At 48.0% G+C, this 16,381-nt stretch carries 16 protein-coding genes; 10 read left to right on the top strand and 6 right to left on the bottom strand.

Annotated features, from left to right (window positions below; all coding sequences use genetic code 11):
* Positions 1-81: 81 nt before the first annotated feature.
* A complete protein-coding gene (locus VHA02S_RS11185; RefSeq protein WP_038898278.1) occupies positions 82-264 on the top strand; it encodes an AbrB/MazE/SpoVT family DNA-binding domain-containing protein in 183 nt (60 codons plus the stop codon).
* 107 nt (positions 265-371) lie between these two features.
* Positions 372-1,235 carry a pyridoxal kinase PdxY gene (pdxY, locus tag VHA02S_RS11190; protein ID WP_005447374.1) on the top strand — a complete coding sequence of 288 codons (864 nt, stop codon included), beginning with the start codon at positions 372-374 and terminating at the stop codon, positions 1,233-1,235.
* Positions 1,236-1,288: 53 nt separating this feature from the next.
* On the opposite strand, the gene VHA02S_RS11195 is transcribed toward pdxY, so the two are convergent.
* From VHA02S_RS11195 to VHA02S_RS11210, 4 genes are all read right to left on the bottom strand, one after another.
* Positions 1,289-1,783, bottom strand: a complete 495-nt coding sequence (locus VHA02S_RS11195; RefSeq protein ID WP_029788364.1) for a hypothetical protein — start codon at positions 1,781-1,783, stop codon at positions 1,289-1,291.
* Positions 1,784-1,952: 169 nt separating this feature from the next.
* Positions 1,953-2,630, bottom strand: coding sequence for a 3-oxoacid CoA-transferase subunit B (locus VHA02S_RS11200; protein WP_038898277.1), 678 nt, complete (start codon positions 2,628-2,630; stop codon positions 1,953-1,955).
* Positions 2,630-3,283: a CoA transferase subunit A gene (locus VHA02S_RS11205; RefSeq protein ID WP_038898305.1), complete on the bottom strand. Its 654-nt coding sequence runs from the start codon at positions 3,281-3,283 to the stop codon at positions 2,630-2,632. Before VHA02S_RS11205 ends, VHA02S_RS11200 begins: the two co-directional genes overlap by 1 nt.
* A gap of 27 nt (positions 3,284-3,310) precedes the next feature.
* Positions 3,311-4,516: an acetyl-CoA C-acetyltransferase gene (locus VHA02S_RS11210; RefSeq protein WP_038898276.1), complete on the bottom strand. Its 1,206-nt coding sequence runs from the start codon at positions 4,514-4,516 to the stop codon at positions 3,311-3,313.
* A 180-nt stretch (positions 4,517-4,696) separates the two neighbouring features.
* Between VHA02S_RS11210 and VHA02S_RS11215 the strand changes: the two genes are divergently transcribed.
* Together VHA02S_RS11215 and VHA02S_RS11220 are read left to right on the top strand one after the other, a co-directional pair.
* Positions 4,697-5,584 carry a TIM barrel protein gene (locus VHA02S_RS11215; RefSeq protein ID WP_038898275.1) on the top strand — a complete coding sequence of 296 codons (888 nt, stop codon included), beginning with the start codon at positions 4,697-4,699 and terminating at the stop codon, positions 5,582-5,584.
* A 31-nt stretch (positions 5,585-5,615) separates the two neighbouring features.
* Positions 5,616-6,365: a sulfite exporter TauE/SafE family protein gene (locus VHA02S_RS11220; RefSeq protein WP_038898274.1), complete on the top strand. Its 750-nt coding sequence runs from the start codon at positions 5,616-5,618 to the stop codon at positions 6,363-6,365.
* Positions 6,366-6,377: 12 nt separating this feature from the next.
* Here VHA02S_RS11220 and VHA02S_RS11225 read toward each other — a convergent pair whose 3' ends face one another.
* Both VHA02S_RS11225 and VHA02S_RS11230 read right to left on the bottom strand, forming a co-directional pair.
* The gene (locus VHA02S_RS11225; protein ID WP_017189707.1) at positions 6,378-7,268 is read right to left on the bottom strand and encodes a LysR family transcriptional regulator; all 891 of its coding nucleotides are present in this window, start codon (positions 7,266-7,268) and stop codon (positions 6,378-6,380) included.
* Between the two features lie 70 nt (positions 7,269-7,338).
* A complete protein-coding gene (locus VHA02S_RS11230; protein ID WP_005447390.1) occupies positions 7,339-8,781 on the bottom strand; it encodes a sugar porter family MFS transporter in 1,443 nt (480 codons plus the stop codon).
* A gap of 538 nt (positions 8,782-9,319) precedes the next feature.
* Here VHA02S_RS11230 and iolE point away from each other — a divergent pair.
* The 6 genes from iolE to VHA02S_RS11260 all read left to right on the top strand — a co-directional run bounded on the left by iolE (position 9,320) and on the right by VHA02S_RS11260 (position 16,340).
* On the top strand, positions 9,320-10,213 hold the full coding sequence (gene iolE / locus VHA02S_RS11235; RefSeq protein WP_005437833.1) for a myo-inosose-2 dehydratase: 894 nt from the start codon (positions 9,320-9,322) through the stop codon (positions 10,211-10,213).
* Between the two features lie 93 nt (positions 10,214-10,306).
* On the top strand, positions 10,307-12,178 hold the full coding sequence (gene iolD / locus VHA02S_RS11240; protein ID WP_009698037.1) for a 3D-(3,5/4)-trihydroxycyclohexane-1,2-dione acylhydrolase (decyclizing): 1,872 nt from the start codon (positions 10,307-10,309) through the stop codon (positions 12,176-12,178).
* Positions 12,179-12,276: 98 nt separating this feature from the next.
* The gene (locus VHA02S_RS11245; protein ID WP_005437837.1) at positions 12,277-13,452 is read left to right on the top strand and encodes a Gfo/Idh/MocA family protein; all 1,176 of its coding nucleotides are present in this window, start codon (positions 12,277-12,279) and stop codon (positions 13,450-13,452) included.
* 12 nt (positions 13,453-13,464) lie between these two features.
* Positions 13,465-14,451 (top strand): 5-dehydro-2-deoxygluconokinase, encoded by a 987-nt coding sequence (gene iolC, locus VHA02S_RS11250; protein WP_005447397.1) that lies wholly within the window; start codon positions 13,465-13,467, stop codon positions 14,449-14,451.
* 181 nt (positions 14,452-14,632) lie between these two features.
* The gene (locus VHA02S_RS11255; protein ID WP_038898273.1) at positions 14,633-15,502 is read left to right on the top strand and encodes a 5-deoxy-glucuronate isomerase; all 870 of its coding nucleotides are present in this window, start codon (positions 14,633-14,635) and stop codon (positions 15,500-15,502) included.
* Positions 15,503-15,512: 10 nt separating this feature from the next.
* On the top strand, positions 15,513-16,340 hold the full coding sequence (locus tag VHA02S_RS11260; RefSeq protein WP_005437843.1) for a class II fructose-bisphosphate aldolase: 828 nt from the start codon (positions 15,513-15,515) through the stop codon (positions 16,338-16,340).
* Positions 16,341-16,381 lie beyond the last annotated feature (41 nt).

Here is a 16,381-nt window from a genome sequence, read left to right on the forward strand (position 1 = left end):
TGATTTGAAACACTAGGTAAGTTGAGGACACAACACCACTCGTAACGTGAAAACTCATTTTCGACAATTGGGGGACGAAAGATGATTAGCCAACCTGTTAAAATCGGTGACGATACCGTCGTAGTCATTCCAAGCGTGATCCTGACTGAGCTCGGGATAAGGGAAGGGGACACCCTCGAAATTGCGCTCAATAAAGACAAAATGGAAATTAAGAAAATGGTACTGAAAACCAGCTCTCCAAACGATTCCAGCGAAGAAGGCTAGAATTGAGTTAGAGAATCTTGGTTTGTCGGATACACTACTGGTTTCGCAAATCTGGCGCTCGCCGCTGTCTTTGAACTATTGATAACAACAAGAAGAGGTCTGGTACTATGCAAGGTATCCTCTCTATACAATCTCATGTTTCTTTTGGTCACGCTGGTAACAGCAGTGCCGTTTTCCCAATGCAACGCATGGGCTTTGAAGTGTGGCCTATTCACACGGTTCAATTCTCTAACCACACCCAGTACCAAGAAGGTTGGACGGGGCGTGCGTTCTCGGCTGATGACATCAGCGAACTGGTTCGTGGTCTTGGCAACATTGGTGCGCTAGAAAAGTGCCAAGCGGTTCTGACTGGCTATCAAGGCAGTGCTGAGCAATGTCTGGCAGTTGAAGAAACCGTCTCCAAAGTAAAACAAGCAAACCCAGACGCACTTTATGTGTGTGACCCAGTGATGGGCGCGCCAGATAAAGGCTGTATTGTGGCGCCGGGTATTGCAGAAAACTTGTTAAACCGTCTGATGCCAATGGCAGATGTGATCGTGCCTAACCAGTTCGAGTTAAGCCAATTTGCAGAGATGGAAATTCATACGCTGGATGATGCGATCAACGCTTGTCAGCGTGCACTAGCAAAAGGTCCTAAAGTGGTGTTGGTGAAACACCTTTACTGTTTGTCTGACGATAGCTTCAATATGTTACTTGCGACGCAAGAAGGCACTTATTTAGCGAAGCGCCCTCATTTTGAATTTGCTAAAGCCCCCGTCGGTGCAGGTGATTTGATCTCGGCGATTTTTACCGCTGGCTTGCTGAAAGGTTGGACGCCAAAACAAGCCTTCCAACACTGCCACGACGCGTGTTACGGCGTACTTAATGCGACTTACCAAGCGGGCGAATGGGAACTGCAAACCATCGCAGCACAACAAGAGTTCGTTGAGCCGAGCAAGCACTTCCCATTGGAAGAAGTGACATTAAGTTAAGTCTTATCATTGGTAGGAAAGAGGGAGCACAGTGCTCCCTTTTTTGATCTTCATTAACAGCCAGTGGTGTCAATTCTAAAGCTGTGTCCATCAACGCCTTTGCTGTCCATTCGATAGTAGGCGTAACACTGATTTGCCATCAGTGCCTCTGGTGATTCGTCACTACCGTAACCGACAATTGAATAACGATTGTTTTCGATAAAGACCAAGTCTGCTTGTTTCATCTCATCAGTGATGGTCAGATTGTCGAAAAATCCAACTTGCTCACCACACTCACTCTGAGTCTCTGGATAACCGTTGTAGAAATCTTGATAGCCAAGAGCTGTCAGGACGCACTGGTTTGCGCCTCGGTCCTGCTTAAACGCTTTTGCATTGTTGTGTAGGAGCGAGACGTAATACTGCATGTCAGCGAACAGAACTTGGATTGCAGCACTGCGGGCAGCAGAAGTACGTTGGTTAGAATAATGGACTGTGGCTACGGTTAACCCTCCGAGTACCACGGCGGTCAACAGCCACTCTTTTGCTGAGAATCCAGACAACAATCTCATTGGTTTTTACCCTATGTACAACTCAACCATATGCGTAACTGAGCGGGATTCTACGCATCGATTTTCGAAAATTTAAGGGCAAATAGCGTGTTTCAGAAAAACCTGACAGAAACTTGAAGTACGATCAAAGTATGAAAAGAGGAGCATAGTGCTCCTCTTGATTTTTGGATTAGTTTGGTGTCGGCATGGGAATAAGGCTAGGTGATACAATCAGTTGGGCTTCTGTCGCCGTTTGTACCTCTTCAACGGAAAACTCCGGTGCGAGTTCGGTTAACATCATGCCTTTATTGGTGATTTCGAACACGCCCATTTCAGTGACAATCAAATCTACCTGACCCACAGCGGTCAGCGGTAAAGTGCAATGCTTAAGCAGTTTTGGATTGCCTTTCACCGTGTGTTCCATGGCGACAATAACTTTCTTTGCGCCGACCACAAGATCCATTGCGCCGCCCATTCCAGGCACCATTTTGCCCGGAATGATCCAGTTGGCAAGATTGCCACGTTCATCCACTTGCAGTGCTCCGAGCACGGTTGAATCCACGTGACCACCGCGAATGATGGCAAAAGAGTCCGCGCTATTAAAGTAGCAAGAGCCTGCTATGGCGGTGATGTTTTGTCCGCCGGCATTGACCAGATCAGGGTCGATTTCTGCCTCAGATGCCAGCTTATCAATGCCAATTAAGCCATTTTCAGCTTGCAGTAATAGCTCGACGTCTTTGTCTACTTCATTGGCAACCAACGTTGGTAGACCGATTCCTAGGTTAACGATGTCGCCATCTCTCATCTCTTGAGCAACGCGCCATGCAATGCGGCGGCGAACGACTTCTTTATCTAATTGTGCAGTCATTAGTTGTCCTCCACTAAGATGTAATCGACGTACAAACTTGGGGTATGCACGGCTTCAGGCTCAATATCGCCCAATTCCACAATCTGCTCTGGTTCCACCACCACGATTTCCGCCGCAGTTGCCATTAAAGGATTAAAGTTCTGAGTGGTTTTGCTATAGAAAACGTTGCCACGACGGTCAACTTTAGATCCACGAATCAGTGCTAAATCGGCCTTCAGTGGCATTTCCAAGAGATATTGTTTGCCGTCAACTTCAATCACGCGTTTGTTCTCTGCGACGATGGTGCCAAGTCCTGTTGGTGTTAGTACGCCACCCAAACCTGCGCCAGCACTGCGAATGCGCTCTGCCAATGTACCTTGAGGAACAAGCTCCACTTCAAGTGTGCCTTCATTCATTTGTTTGCCCGTTTCGGGGTTAGTGCCGATGTGCGAGGCATACAGTTTCTTCACGCGTTTTTCCGCGATAAGTCGACTAGAACCTCGACCCGGTGAGCCTGTATCGGTGCTGATTAAGGTAATGTTTTTGATGTCTTTTTTGATCAACAAATCAATTAAACGTTCTGGTGCGCCTGTTGCCATAAAGCCGCCAATCATAATGGTCATGCCGTCGTGCAATAGGCTTTCAACTTGCTCTGTAGTGGCTGCTTTTTTCATGTTTTTCGTGTTCATGAGAGGCTCCTTCTAACAACGTTTCAAAATTAACGCCGTGCCCATGCCACCGCCGATGCACAGTGATGCCAAACCGTAATCACGGCGAGTGCGCTGCAGTTGATAAACCAAGGTGGTCACAATGCGGTTACCTGATGCGCCGATTGGGTGACCAAGTGCAATGGCACCGCCACTTAAGTTACTGCGTTCTAGCAGCCAAGCTTCATCGATATTGTGTTGCTCGGTAAGGGAACGAACCACGCCAAGTGCTTGCGCAGCAAAGGCTTCGTTAAGCTCAAAAACGTCGATATCTTCAATCGCCATTTCGGCTTTGGCTAAGGTATTGGCAATCGCAGACACCGGACCTAAGCCCATCACCTCTGGGGCGATAGCACCTTGTCCGTATTCGATGAGTTCAGCTATCGGCTTGAGGTTATGGCGTTTTACGGCACTTTCTGAAGCGAGCAAAATTGCGGATGCACCATCATTAATACCGGATGCATTGCCTGCGGTAACACTGCCTTCTTTATCGAATGCAGGACGCAGTGCTTGTAGACCTTCAAAGGTGCTGTCGGCTTTCGGATATTCATCGTTCTTTACTTCGAATTGGCGCTTGCGATCCACTATCGTAATTGGCGCAATTTCTGCTTCAAAATGACCATTTTCTATCGCGCTGATCGCTTTATGTTGGCTTTGTAAGGCAAAGGCATCTTGGTCTTCTCGGCTGATTTGGAATTGCTTGGCGATGTTTTCTGCCGTAACACCCATGTGGTAATTGTGGAAGGCATCTGTCAAACCATCTTTGATGATGCTGTCTTCTTGGAGTTGATGACCCATGCGATAACCGCGACGAATCTGACCGGAAGAGATGTATGGTGCGTTGGACATACTCTCCATACCACAAGTAAGCACTAGTTCTGCGTCGCCCGCTCGAATATGGCTTGCACCGTCCATGATGACTTTCATCCCACTGCCACAAATCATATTGAGTGTGTAAGCCGGAACGGATTCTGGAATGCCTGCCTTCATTGCGGCTTGGCGACCCGGTCCCATGCCTACGCCTCCAGTAAGTACGTTGCCAACAATCACTTCATCGATTTGTTCTGGGGCAATGTCCACTTGCTCCAAGGCTGCCTTGATGGCATGAGCGCCCAGTTCAACACTAGACAATGACGCTAATGAGCCATTAAAGCTGCCAATTGGGGTGCGCTTTGCCGCCACAATAAAGATTCGTTCCATACCGCTGTTTACTCCGTAATCGTTCTGTCATAACCAGTGTAGGGAGTGCGACGTGGTCGCGATATAGCCAGGAATTCAAAGCCGCTTTGCGAAAATGCAAAGTACAAACGAGGCGCAAATCACGAACTTTTACCCCTACCAATCTTAAGGTGAAAAGAAATCAACTTAGGAGAAAAACACATGCTTGATCGTATTGCTTGCGCCCCATGTTGCTGGGGAGTGGAAGAGGCATCTCATGCGACCAATCCAAGCTGGGGAAAGGTGTTAATGGATGCAAGTGACAGTGGCTTTCGTGGTATTGAATTGGGACCGGATGGTTTCTTCCCTGAAGATCCTGAACTGGTGAAAAGTGCGTTTCGTGTACGTGGACTGCAGGTGTGCGCTGGCAAGGTACAAGTGCCATTTTGCGACTCTGCAAACATGTCTGCCATTTTGGAAGAAGTCGACACCGTCTGTCAGCGTTTAGATTCGCTGGGCGTAAAGAATTTACTGATCATGGAAGGCATTCATACGGAACGTTATGGCTATATCGGACAAAGCGTCACTGCACCGCGTCTGAATATGGAAAATAAACGGACCATGATTGTTAACCTTGAGCGAATTATTCGCGTGGCAAGCCAATATGGTTTGCGCTGTTTGCTTCATCCGGGCATTGGCGGCTACATCAGTTATAAAGATGAGATCGATTTTGTCATGAGTCAGATTCCCGGGACCAAACTGGGATTATGCATCGATATTGGGCATGTGTTTTTAGATGGGATGGACCCGCTAGGGATCATTCGTCAGTACGGATCACGCATCGAGCATATTCATGTTAAAGATATCTCGACGGACAAATTGAGACTAGCTATCCGTGATAAGTTGGAGTGGGTTGACGCCTATAGTAAAGGATTGATCACTCCCTTAGGGGATGGCGATGTCAAGCTGCAACAAGTGATGAGTGCACTTAAAGCGGTCGACTATCAAGGTTGGATCGTGGTCGAGCATGAGCACGGCACCGCAGACGTGAGTCAGGTTTCGCGTGATTTAAAACGCAGTCGCGATTATCTCGCTCAGATTGTGGCGTGATTCGAAACTAGATGATGAAAAGGCAGTAATGATGCTCAGCGATCCTTGGTTCTATCTTTTGGCGATTCCTGCGGTGCTAATTTATGGCATTGGTAAAGGTGGGCTCGGTGGAGCGCTGGGCATTTTGGCTGTTCCTATGATGGCGCTGGTGGTGCCGCCAACACAAGCGGCGACGATTTTATTGCCGATTCTATTGGTGATGGACGCATTTGCGGTGCGTCATCATTATCGAAATGCCGATGTTCGAGTACTCAAAACTATGTTGCCGGGGGCTTTGCTTGGCGTGGTATTAGCGGGGTTATTTTTGAGTATCACCCCAGAGTCGGGGTTGAAGATCACCGTTGGCGTGTTGTCTTTGCTGTTCTGTTTTCAGTATTGGCTAAATGGTGAAACTCCATCTCAATCAGGGAAGTTAGGCGCTTGGATTTGGAGTACTCTGAGCGGTTTTTCCAGTACCGCAATTCATGCTGGTGGCGGTCCAGCGAGTATCTATTTACTGCCGTTGAAACTGCCTAAAATCAACTTAATAGCGACCATGGCACTGTTGTTCGGCATAGTGAATGTAGCGAAACTCGTACCTTACATTTGGCTTGGCGAGTTTGATTCGACCAACTTAATGACTGCGTTGGTGTTGATTCCACTCGCGCCTGTTGGCGTTAAGATGGGCGTGTATCTTTTGCATCGCGTCAGTCAGGAAAAAATTTATCAGCTCTGTTACTTGTTCTTGTTTCTTTCAGGCGCCAAGCTGACTTTCGATGGCGTGAGCACTTTATTGTTTTAACTCCAATCCGACTCAACAAGGTTTTTCCAATAAGAACTCTTTGAACTTTATTGCCACTGGAGATGCAGTTTTGGGTGAATGGTAATACAGATTCAAACTCCAAATACTGGTCTCATACTCTTCCAATAGTGGTACCAACTCGCCTTTCTCGACTGCTTTTTCGGTGACGAACTGCGGCAAGTAGGCGACACCAGCTCCTTTTAAGGAGCCACTTAATAATAGGTCGCTGTCGTTCACCTCGATTGTTTTTGGCACTTTGAGTACCATGTTTTCCACACCTTGGCGGAAGATCCAATCATTGCTGCCCGTCAGTGTGGTTGCAATTAAGCAAGCGTGGTCTCGTAGTGCTTCTGGGTGCGTGGGCAAGCCATACTTTTCTAGGTATTGCGGCGAAGCCACGACGATAAACGGGCACTGCATCAGCTCGCGTTTCACCAATAATAAATCTTTTTCACGGTAGCCTTGGAAGCTGGCATTGGCACTGATCATTAGGTCACAAGTACTGGCGTGATCCAATGCCCAAGGAGTGACGTTGATGTTGAAGGTCACCTTTGGGTTGAGTTTGGAATACTCGGCGATTTTATCCATCAGATAGTGATTGGCATAGACGGGCGTGCACGCGATGTTGATGTGACCTTTTTCGCTGTCTTGGAAGTCTTCTAACTTGCGACTGATGCGCTCTGCGCTATCGACCAAAGGAGAAAACTCTTCGTATAAGGTTTGCCCCGCTTGAGTGGCTTCCAATAACCGATTCGAGCGGCGACATAAGGTCGTACCGAAGTGTTGCTCCAGTTCTTGCAGCCAACGGCTTCCTGCGGAGACCGAAATGTTGAATTTTCGTGCTGCGGAGGAGATAGACCCAGAGCGGATCACATAGACAAAGAACGCCATTTTATCGAGCATGAGTTTTGCCTCCAAAGCAAAAAGGGAACAAGTGCGATCACCTGTTCCCTTTGTAAAACATTAAGTTATCTTATGCACGTGCTTCAGTCGCACTTCCAGATACTTTTTTACCCAGTTTTTTCGCCATCGCTTCTTCCATTTTCTCTAAGCTGACGCCTTTCGTTTCAGGCACATACTTAACAACGATGACCATACAGATGAGTGACAAGACGCCGAATAACCAGAAGCTAAATGCGCCATTGAATTGCTCTTTTAAGTAAGGGTTTTCGTTTAGCATTGGGAAAGATTGCGTCACGATGAAGCCTGTAAACCATTGTGCGCCGACGGCGATGGCCATGGCACGAGAGCGAATGCTGTTCGGGAATATTTCTGAAATCATTGTCCAACATGCACAACCCCATGATGTCGCGTAAGACACTACGTACAAACACAATGCGAACAGTGCTGCGTAGCCTTCGGTTTGTTGGTAAAGCACATAGCCGACCACGAACATACCAAATGCACAACCAAAGGTGCCGTATTTCATTAATGGTAGACGACCTACTTTATCAATCAGGTACATACCAAGTGCGTTACCACCGATAAAGACGATGCCGACAAAGGTAGTTTGGAACAGCGCGTTTTCTGTTGAGCCTGTGATCGGTTTTAAGATCTCAGGTGTGTAGTACATGATCACGTTGATGCCCGTTAACTGTTGAGCCGCCGCAACGAACGTACCAATCACTAAGATGGCGAACAATAATGGCGAACGCAGGCTGACTTTATTCTTCTTCGCACCGACGGTTTCTTTTAACGACTCTTGGATCTCTTTGATCAAACGATCTGCGTGTTTCGGGTTTGAGATACGAGATAACGTCTCTTTGGCATCGTCTACTTTGCCTTTCAAAACCAGCCAACGTGGTGATTCTGGGATGAGGAACAACAACATTGCGAAAAGCGCGGCAGGAATCACTTCAGAGCCAAGCATCCAGCGCCAGCCCATATCCACTAACCAAGCCTCTGACATGCCTTTTGCGATGAGGTAGTTGACGTAAAACACACCCGTTTGACCGATAACTGCCGATTGCTGGAACATGCTCACCGCACGACCTCGGAAGTCTTTTGGTGCGACTTCTGACATATACATTGGTGATACCACACAAGCCAAACCTACAGCTACGCCACCGACGATACGTAGAACCACATAGAAAGAGAAGGTTTGAGCGAGTGCAGAGCCAATGGCGGATATGATGAAGAGAATGGCGGCGATGAAGAGGGTGTTGCGTCGTCCGTATTTTAGGGCTGCCCAGCCTGCGCTGACCGCACCGATGATACTACCTAATACTACGCTGGATACGGCCCAGCCAGTTTGAGCTGGTGACAATCCGAAGTAATCACGGATTGGACCAATTGCGCCAGAGATAACAGCAGTGTCGTAACCTAATAAGATGCCTCCGAGCGCAGCGATACAACAAATCCTAACGATGTAGGCGATATTGTGCTTTCGAGCTTCGGCCTTGGATGTAGCTTCCATTGTTTTTTCCTTTATTAGATCCCCAAGCTTTCCTTTAACCATCGAATAAGATCAAGTTGGGTAGCGGCCAATACTCTGTTTTGTAGGGTACGAGTATTGGGTATCTATATTGCCGACTTTTAATGTTTATTAGATGTATGAAAATTATTTTTCATTTGTCGGTTGCATTTATCATATTTACTCTTTTGTTATTCGACTAGGTGTCTGTTCGTTTTTTATCCTAAAGTGTTACCCAAATCAAAAAATGAAAAACATTTTTCATTTTTAAATGTCAGTATAAATCATTGAAAATAAAGAGTTTAAATAAAATGAGATCTGGCGCAAGTTTGCTTGTAGGGCTTGCTGTGATTGGCTTTTTTCATGATTTAACAATTTGATGACATCGATTTCATGTTGTGAAAAATATTTTTCATTTAAAGTTTTTTTCGCTAATGTGATTTCCAGTGAAACGAAATCGGTGAAAGAGAAGCATCTATAAAAACCACGCTTTTACTTCACGACATTTATTAAATAACGGAAACATTGTCGGAGAATAAAAATGAGCAACGTGCAATATGGAATTAGCCCACTGACTTGGACAAATGATGACATGCCAGAACTGGGCGGCGACATCCCATTGGAAACGTGTCTAAGTGAAATGGCGGAAGCTGGTTTCACTGGAACAGAGTTAGGTACCAAGTACCCACGTGAGCCAGAAGTCCTAATCCCTCTACTAGAAAAGCATGGCTTAGTACTCGCTTCTGGCTGGTACAGCGGCAATCTCATGAAGCTGACTGCAGAAGAAGAAATTGCAGCGATGCAAGAGCACATCAAACTGCTTAAAGCGGCAGGCTGTAAAGCTATGGTGTTTGGCGAAGTGAGCAACACGGTTCATGGAGACATCAACACGCCGCTTTCTCAGCGTGTGATCCTGACGATGGACGAGTGGAAAACCTACTGTGCGAAGTTAACTCAAGTTGCTGAATACCTGCTAAACGAGCACGACATTAAACTCTCTTTCCACCATCACGTTGGCACCATCTGTGAAACCGAAGATGACATCAACATCATGATGGAATTCACCGGCGAAGCCGTTTACCTAACTCTAGATACGGGTCACATCACTTACGGTGGTGGTAACCCAGTGACCATGATTAAGCGTTGGGGTCATCGTATTGGTCACATGCACTTTAAAGACCTTCGTCTAGAAGTAATGAAAGCTGCACGTGATGCAGACAAATCATTCCTAAATGCAGTGCTTGATGGCGTATTCACTGTTCCTGGTACAGGTGACGTGGATTACGACGACGTATTCGCAGCATTGAAAGAGCGCAACTACCAAGGCTGGTTGCTGGTTGAAGCAGAACAAGACCCAGCGAAAGCGCACCCATTGACGTACGCGAAAACGGCTTACGAGAACATCACAGGCTACGCGAAGAAATACGGTCTATAAGAGCACAAGTAAGGAAGGGGAGATTCGTCTCCCCTGTATCAAGCCGTGGAGACAACGCGGCTACAAAAATGATTGATACTACCGGGGAAGACAATGAAAACTGTACGCCTAACTGTTGCAGAAGCGCTAGCTCAGTACCTAGCCGCACAAATGATTGAAATTGATGGTAAAAAAGAACAGCTGTTTGGTGCGGCATTTGCCATCTTTGGTCACGGTAACGTGACGTGTTTTGGCCAACAGCTAAAAAATATCGAAGACAAAATTCCGACTTGGCGTGGTCAAAATGAGCAGTCGATGGCAACAGCGGCAATCGCGTATGCCAAAGCGAACTTACGTCGTCGTATCGGTATCGCGACCAGTTCAATTGGTCCGGGTGCAACCAATATGGTTACCGCAGCAGGTATCGCACACACAAACCGTTTACCAGTGCTTTTGATTTCTGGTGATGCTTACGTCAGTCGTCTGCCAGATCCTGTGCTTCAACAGCCAGAGAATTTCTACGATCCTTCGATCACTTGTAACGATGCGTTCAAACCGCTAACACGTTACTGGGATCGCATTATCTCGCCAACGCAATTGATGCACTCATTGCCTCAGGCTATTGACACCATGCTTGACCCAGAAACCTGTGGTCCAGCGTTTATCGGCTTACCACAAGATATTCAGGGCGTAGCTTACGATTTCCCTGAAGTCTTCTTCCAAGAAAAAGTACACCGCATTCGTCGTCCAGAGCCAGAAGTGGCAGATCTAGAGGATGCAAAAGCGGCGCTGCTTAGCGCGAAACAACCTTTGGTTATCTCTGGCGGTGGCGTGCATTACTCACTAGCAACGGACGAGTTGGCTGCCTTTGCGAAAAAACACAACATCCCTGTGGTTGAGACCATTGCTGGTCGCGCCACGATGCTGCAAGACAATCCTCTAAACGCAGGTCCAATCGGCGTGACAGGTTCAGACTCTGCAAACTACATGGCAGCGCATGCGGATGTGGTGTTGGCTGTGGGTACTCGCTTACAAGACTTCACGACAGGCTCTTGGTCGGTGTTCAAGAACCCAGATATGAAGCTAGTTACCATCAATACTGCACGTTTTGATGCCATTAAACATCGTGCTATTCCAGTTAAAGCAGACGCAAAACGTGGCTTAGTTGAGCTGTCTAACCTACTGGGCGATTTCCGTAGTAGTGACGAGTGGGCGGCAACGGCGAAAGCGCAAGCGGATGAATGGAAAGCCGTGGTGCATCGTCGTACTCATCCTCAACCAGGCGACCTACTCGACGGTACGTCTTCTTATGCAGAAGTGATTGGCAAGCTCAACAAATCTATGCAGCCGGGCGACACGGTACTTACGGCAGCGGGTGGCTTACCAGCAGAGCTCGCGATGAACTGGCAGAACTACCAAATTGGTAAGTTCGACATTGAATTTGGCTTCTCTTGCATGGGTTATGAAATCGCAGGTGGCTGGGGCGCTAAAGTCGCGAACCCAGATAACGATGTGGTTGTGCTCGTCGGTGATGGCTCTTACCTGATTCAAAACTCAGACATCTACTCGTCAGTTCTGACGGGTCACAAGATGATTGTCGTGGTATGCGATAACGGTGGTTTCGCGGTGATCAACAAGCTGCAAAACAATACGGGTAACGAGTCGTTCAATAACCTATTGGAAGACTGTCGCCGTCCTGATGGCGAGGTAGCTCGCGTGGACTTTGCTAAGCATGCCGAAGCGCAAGGCGCAATCAGCGAGAAGCTGACCTCAATCGACCAGTTTGATGAAGCATTCCAACGCGCTAAAGAAGCCGACCGTACTTACGTGATTGTGGTCGACATCGACCCAGTATCACCAATGGCTTGGTCTAAGTGTGATTGCTGGTGGGAGGTGGGACTTCCTCAAGTGACACGCAATGACGACACCGCAGAGAAAGTGGCTGCATGGGAAGAAGGCAGAGCAGCACAACGCGCCGGCGTTTAAGCCCAAACCGATTTATGTATCAAAACATCCAGCTTTAAAACAGATTTCAACAATTCGATTTATAGGCTCTTGAGCAAGAGCCTATCAAGGAGTCAAACATGTTTAATGAAGAACGTCATTTTGAGCAACCAATCCGTTGGGCAATGGTCGGCGGTGGTCGTGGCAGTCAGATCGGTTATTCGCACCGTAATGCGGCGCAGCGCGATGGTTTGTTTAAATTGGTCGCTGGTGCATTCGATTTGGACGCGGATCGTTGTCGTGATTTTGGTGAGAACTTAGGTCTCGATGGCGACCGTTGCTACGCAAATTACAAAGAGATGTTTGAGAAGGAAGCGCAACGCGAAGATGGCATTCAAGCTGTTTCGGTAGCAACACCAAACTCAACTCACTACGAAATTTGTAAAGCAGCACTCGAAGCTAACTTGCACGTGGTGTGTGAAAAACCAATCACCTTCACGACGGAAGAAGCAGAAGAGCTCAAACAGATCGCAGCAGAGCGCAACCGCGTGATTGGCGTGATGTACGGTTACAGCGGTTTCCCAATGGTTCAGCAAGCGCGTGAAATGGTGAAGCGTGGTGATCTGGGTGAGATTCGTGTGGTGAACATGCAGTTTGCTCACGGCTTCCACAACGAAGAATACGAGAAAAACGATCCAGGTTTGAAATGGCGCGTCAGCCCAGAAGTCTCGGGTCCAACTTATGTTCTGGGTGATGTGGGTACGCACGCTTTCTACCTGTGTGAAGTGATGACGGGTCTTGAAATCGACCGTCTGTCTTGCATGCGTCAAAGCTTCATCAAGTCACGTGCTCCGCTCGAAGATAACGCTCACATCATGATGCAATTCAAAGATGGCGCAGTCGGTACGCTTTGGGCGTCGGCAGTGAATGCAGGTTCGATGCACCAACAAAAAATCCGCATCGTCGGTTCGAAAGCGTCCATCGAATGGTGGGATGAGCAACCAAACCAACTTCGTTTTGAAGTGCAAGGCGAAGCACCACGCATTCTAGAGCGTGGCATGGGCTACCTATACCAAGATGCACCGGGTGTGGCTTCTAACCGTGTTGGTGGTGGTCATGCAGAAGGTTACTTCGAGTCATGGGCGAACTTGTACCACCGTTTCGCGTTGGCATTCGATGCGGCTGACCGTGATGACCAGCAAGCGCTGTCTGAAATTTGGTTCCCAGGTATCGATGCAGGTATCGAAGGCGTGCGCTTATGCGAGAAGTGTGTGGAATCGGCAGACCAGAACGCCGCTTGGGTTGAATACAAATAATAGGAACAGACGATGACAAACATTGCACTTGAAACAAATCGACCATTGGATGCCATCGTTTTAGGACGTGCGGGCGTAGATCTCTACGCTCGCGAAGCTAAAACCGACATGGCGGATATCTCTGGCTTCAACAAATTCGTTGGTGGCTCAGCCGCGAACATTGCGGTGGGCATTGCCAAGTTAGGCGGTAAGGTCGGCTTTATTGGCTGCGTGGCTGACGATGCATTCGGTGGTTACGTTAAAGGTTACATGACGGAGCAAGGCATCAACCTTGATGGTATGAGAACCGATGGTTCTGGTTCGCGCACCTCGGTGGCATTCACAGAGATGAAGCCAAAAGATTGCACCGTGCTTATCTATCGTAACAACGCATCGGATTTGACCATCAAGCCAGAAGAGATTGATCCCGCTTACATCGCTAGCTCAAAAGTTTTGGTTGTCACGGGAACGGCATTGTCGGAAAGCCCAAGCCGTGAAGCCACTTTGATTGCGATGCAGCACGCGCGCCGCAGCAATACCTTAGTGGTGCTGGATGTTGATTACCGCCCTTACTCTTGGCGCACGGATACCGATGCTTCGATTTACTACGGCATTGCCGCGGGTCTTTCAGACATCGTGATCGGTAACCGTGAAGAGTTCGACATGATGGAAACCGTCATTGCTCCGGGCAACACCGATGATGACCAAACGGCGGCTCGCTTCCTAACGGAGAACACCCAAGTCGTGGTGGTGAAAGCCGGTGAGCATGGTTCGAAAGTGTATGACCGTACGGGTCATAAGTTCGAGCAAGGCATTTTCCGAGTCGAAGCCAATAAGCCATTTGGCTCTGGTGACTCATTCGCTGGCGGTCTGATTTGGACGCTAGTTACTGGTGGTTCGTTAGAAGAGGGCGTACGCAACGGCACGGCAGCAGCGGCGATTAATGTCAGCGGTCACAGCTGCACAGAAGCCATGCCAACTAAGGAACAACTATTCGATTTTATTGAGACGCGAAGTTAAGCACGGTTTGGTGCTTTCGGGCACCACATTGCTGCGCGTTTGGTCTCCCGGGCCGGTATGTCACTTTGAGGGTAACCAAACAGTGCGCGTACACACCATCGTGGCCCGGCTTTTTTGTTAAGCCACTTTCAGAAGGATAGGGCAGCCTCGTTTCACTACGAGCTGTGAGGAGAAAAGAAAAATGGGAAAACACATTCCACCATTTGATAACAAGAATGAACCAATTATTGGTGCGAACGACGAAGTAACGCCGCTATGTTACTTCAACCAAGTGTTCTTGGATCAGAACGAAACCTTTGACCATGTTATCGAAGGGTATGAGTCTGTCATCGTATTGGCTGGCGGTACTTGCAGCATCACTGTGACGAAAGACGGTGAAAGTGAAACGTTCGACAACATTGGTAAACGTAAATCAGTTTGGGACGGCAACCCAGAAGCGGTTTACGTACCACTTGGCTACCGCGCGACCATCCAATGTGTGAGCGACAAGGCTGACGTTATGATTGCGGGTGGTAAGTTTGAAGCGTCACTGGAGCCTTTCTGTGTTCGCGAAGAGAACGTAGACATGGTTCAGTACGGTTCAGATGAGACTAAAACTCACCGCAAAATCAAACACGTGCTGGGTCAATCCAACGCAGACAAACGTGGTCGCTTATTGGTGAGTGAGCTATTCACCGTTGGTGCAGGTGGTTGGTCTGGCTTTCCACCACACAAGCACGATGAAGATCGTGTTAAGCCTGATGGCAGCAAAGAAACCCTTTATGAAGAAGTGTACCAATTCCGCTTTAACCCAGATTTCGGCTTTGGTGCGCAGTTCCTATACGAGCATGAAGACGACTTTGGTCCGGTTTACCATGTGCGCACTGGCTCTGTGATCGCCATCGACAAAGGTTATCACCCAAGTGTGGCGGCGCCGGGTTATGAAATGTATTACTTCACCATCATCGTTGGCAAAACAGAGAAATCTTTGATTCAGCATTTTGATCCGCACCACGAATACCAAGTGGAGACGATCCCTGGCATCAAAGACATGATCGCGAAATTTAAGTAGGGGAATCATCATGTTGGTAAATTTGAATGACCTATTGCCGGAGGCTGCGGCGTCTAACTACGCTGTCCCTTGCTTTAATGTGTTCGGCTTTGAAGATGCACGTGCTGTTGTTGAAGCAGCAGAGCAAGTGAACAAACCTGTAATTCTGGCGTGTAATAAAGACGTTGTGGACTTTTATGGCGTCGAAACCGCTGCGGCGATGTTCCTAAATCTAGCGCATAAGAGCACGGTGCCTGTCGTGCTTCACCTTGACCACACTTACGAAGAAGACATCGTCTTTCGCGCGCTTAAAGCTGGGTTTAGTTCTGTGATGTTTGATGGTTCGCAACTGACGTTGGACGAGAACATTGCTCGCACTAAGAAAGTCGTTGAAGTGGCGCATGCTCTAGGAGCATCGGTAGAGGGGGAAATTGGTTCGGTGCCTTACGAAGAAGGTCGCGACCACATAAAATCTATCTACACAGAACCGGAAGATGCGGCGCGCTTTGCAGAAGAGAGTGGCGTAGATTGTGTCGCAATTTCCGTCGGTAATGTTCACCGCTTAACCGAGCCGACTTGTACTATCGATTTTGGTCGCCTAGACCGTATCGCAAATGCTGTGGCTGTGCCGTTGGTGATTCATGGTTCGAGTGGTATTCGCGATGAAGACATGCTCAAGCTGAAGCAAAGTCGTGTGTCCAAGTTCAATATTGGCACCTGTTTGCGTCAGGCTCTGGGTCATAATCTTCGCGATTACATGAATCAGGAACCGCAAAAGTTTGACCGTATTTACTTCATGCAAAAGGCGATGCCGTACGTGAAAGAAGAAGCGGTACGAAACTTTGAATTATTATCTTAAAATAGCGGCCCCTTTTGTTACTATAAGGGGCCTCTATCTCC

It is taken from the genome of Vibrio harveyi NBRC 15634 = ATCC 14126 = KCTC 12724 (genome assembly GCF_001591145.1).
In the GTDB taxonomy this organism is placed as follows: Bacteria; Pseudomonadota; Gammaproteobacteria; order Enterobacterales; family Vibrionaceae; genus Vibrio; species Vibrio harveyi.

Coding starts and splice junctions, on each gene's coding strand:
- VHA02S_RS11225 (WP_017189707.1), bottom strand. CDS start 7,268: ATGCTCGATAAAATGGCGTTCTTTGTCTATGTGATCCGCTCTGGGTCT.
- VHA02S_RS11200 (WP_038898277.1), bottom strand. CDS start 2,630: ATGACTGCACAATTAGATAAAGAAGTCGTTCGCCGCCGCATTGCATGG.
- VHA02S_RS11195 (WP_029788364.1), bottom strand. CDS start 1,783: ATGAGATTGTTGTCTGGATTCTCAGCAAAAGAGTGGCTGTTGACCGCC.
- VHA02S_RS11245 (WP_005437837.1), top strand. CDS start 12,277: ATGTTTAATGAAGAACGTCATTTTGAGCAACCAATCCGTTGGGCAATG.
- VHA02S_RS11255 (WP_038898273.1), top strand. CDS start 14,633: ATGGGAAAACACATTCCACCATTTGATAACAAGAATGAACCAATTATT.
- VHA02S_RS11260 (WP_005437843.1), top strand. CDS start 15,513: ATGTTGGTAAATTTGAATGACCTATTGCCGGAGGCTGCGGCGTCTAAC.
- VHA02S_RS11215 (WP_038898275.1), top strand. CDS start 4,697: ATGCTTGATCGTATTGCTTGCGCCCCATGTTGCTGGGGAGTGGAAGAG.
- VHA02S_RS11185 (WP_038898278.1), top strand. CDS start 82: ATGATTAGCCAACCTGTTAAAATCGGTGACGATACCGTCGTAGTCATT.
- iolC (WP_005447397.1), top strand. CDS start 13,465: ATGACAAACATTGCACTTGAAACAAATCGACCATTGGATGCCATCGTT.
- pdxY (WP_005447374.1), top strand. CDS start 372: ATGCAAGGTATCCTCTCTATACAATCTCATGTTTCTTTTGGTCACGCT.
- VHA02S_RS11205 (WP_038898305.1), bottom strand. CDS start 3,283: ATGAAAAAAGCAGCCACTACAGAGCAAGTTGAAAGCCTATTGCACGAC.
- VHA02S_RS11210 (WP_038898276.1), bottom strand. CDS start 4,516: ATGGAACGAATCTTTATTGTGGCGGCAAAGCGCACCCCAATTGGCAGC.
- VHA02S_RS11230 (WP_005447390.1), bottom strand. CDS start 8,781: ATGGAAGCTACATCCAAGGCCGAAGCTCGAAAGCACAATATCGCCTAC.
- iolE (WP_005437833.1), top strand. CDS start 9,320: ATGAGCAACGTGCAATATGGAATTAGCCCACTGACTTGGACAAATGAT.
- VHA02S_RS11220 (WP_038898274.1), top strand. CDS start 5,616: ATGCTCAGCGATCCTTGGTTCTATCTTTTGGCGATTCCTGCGGTGCTA.
- iolD (WP_009698037.1), top strand. CDS start 10,307: ATGAAAACTGTACGCCTAACTGTTGCAGAAGCGCTAGCTCAGTACCTA.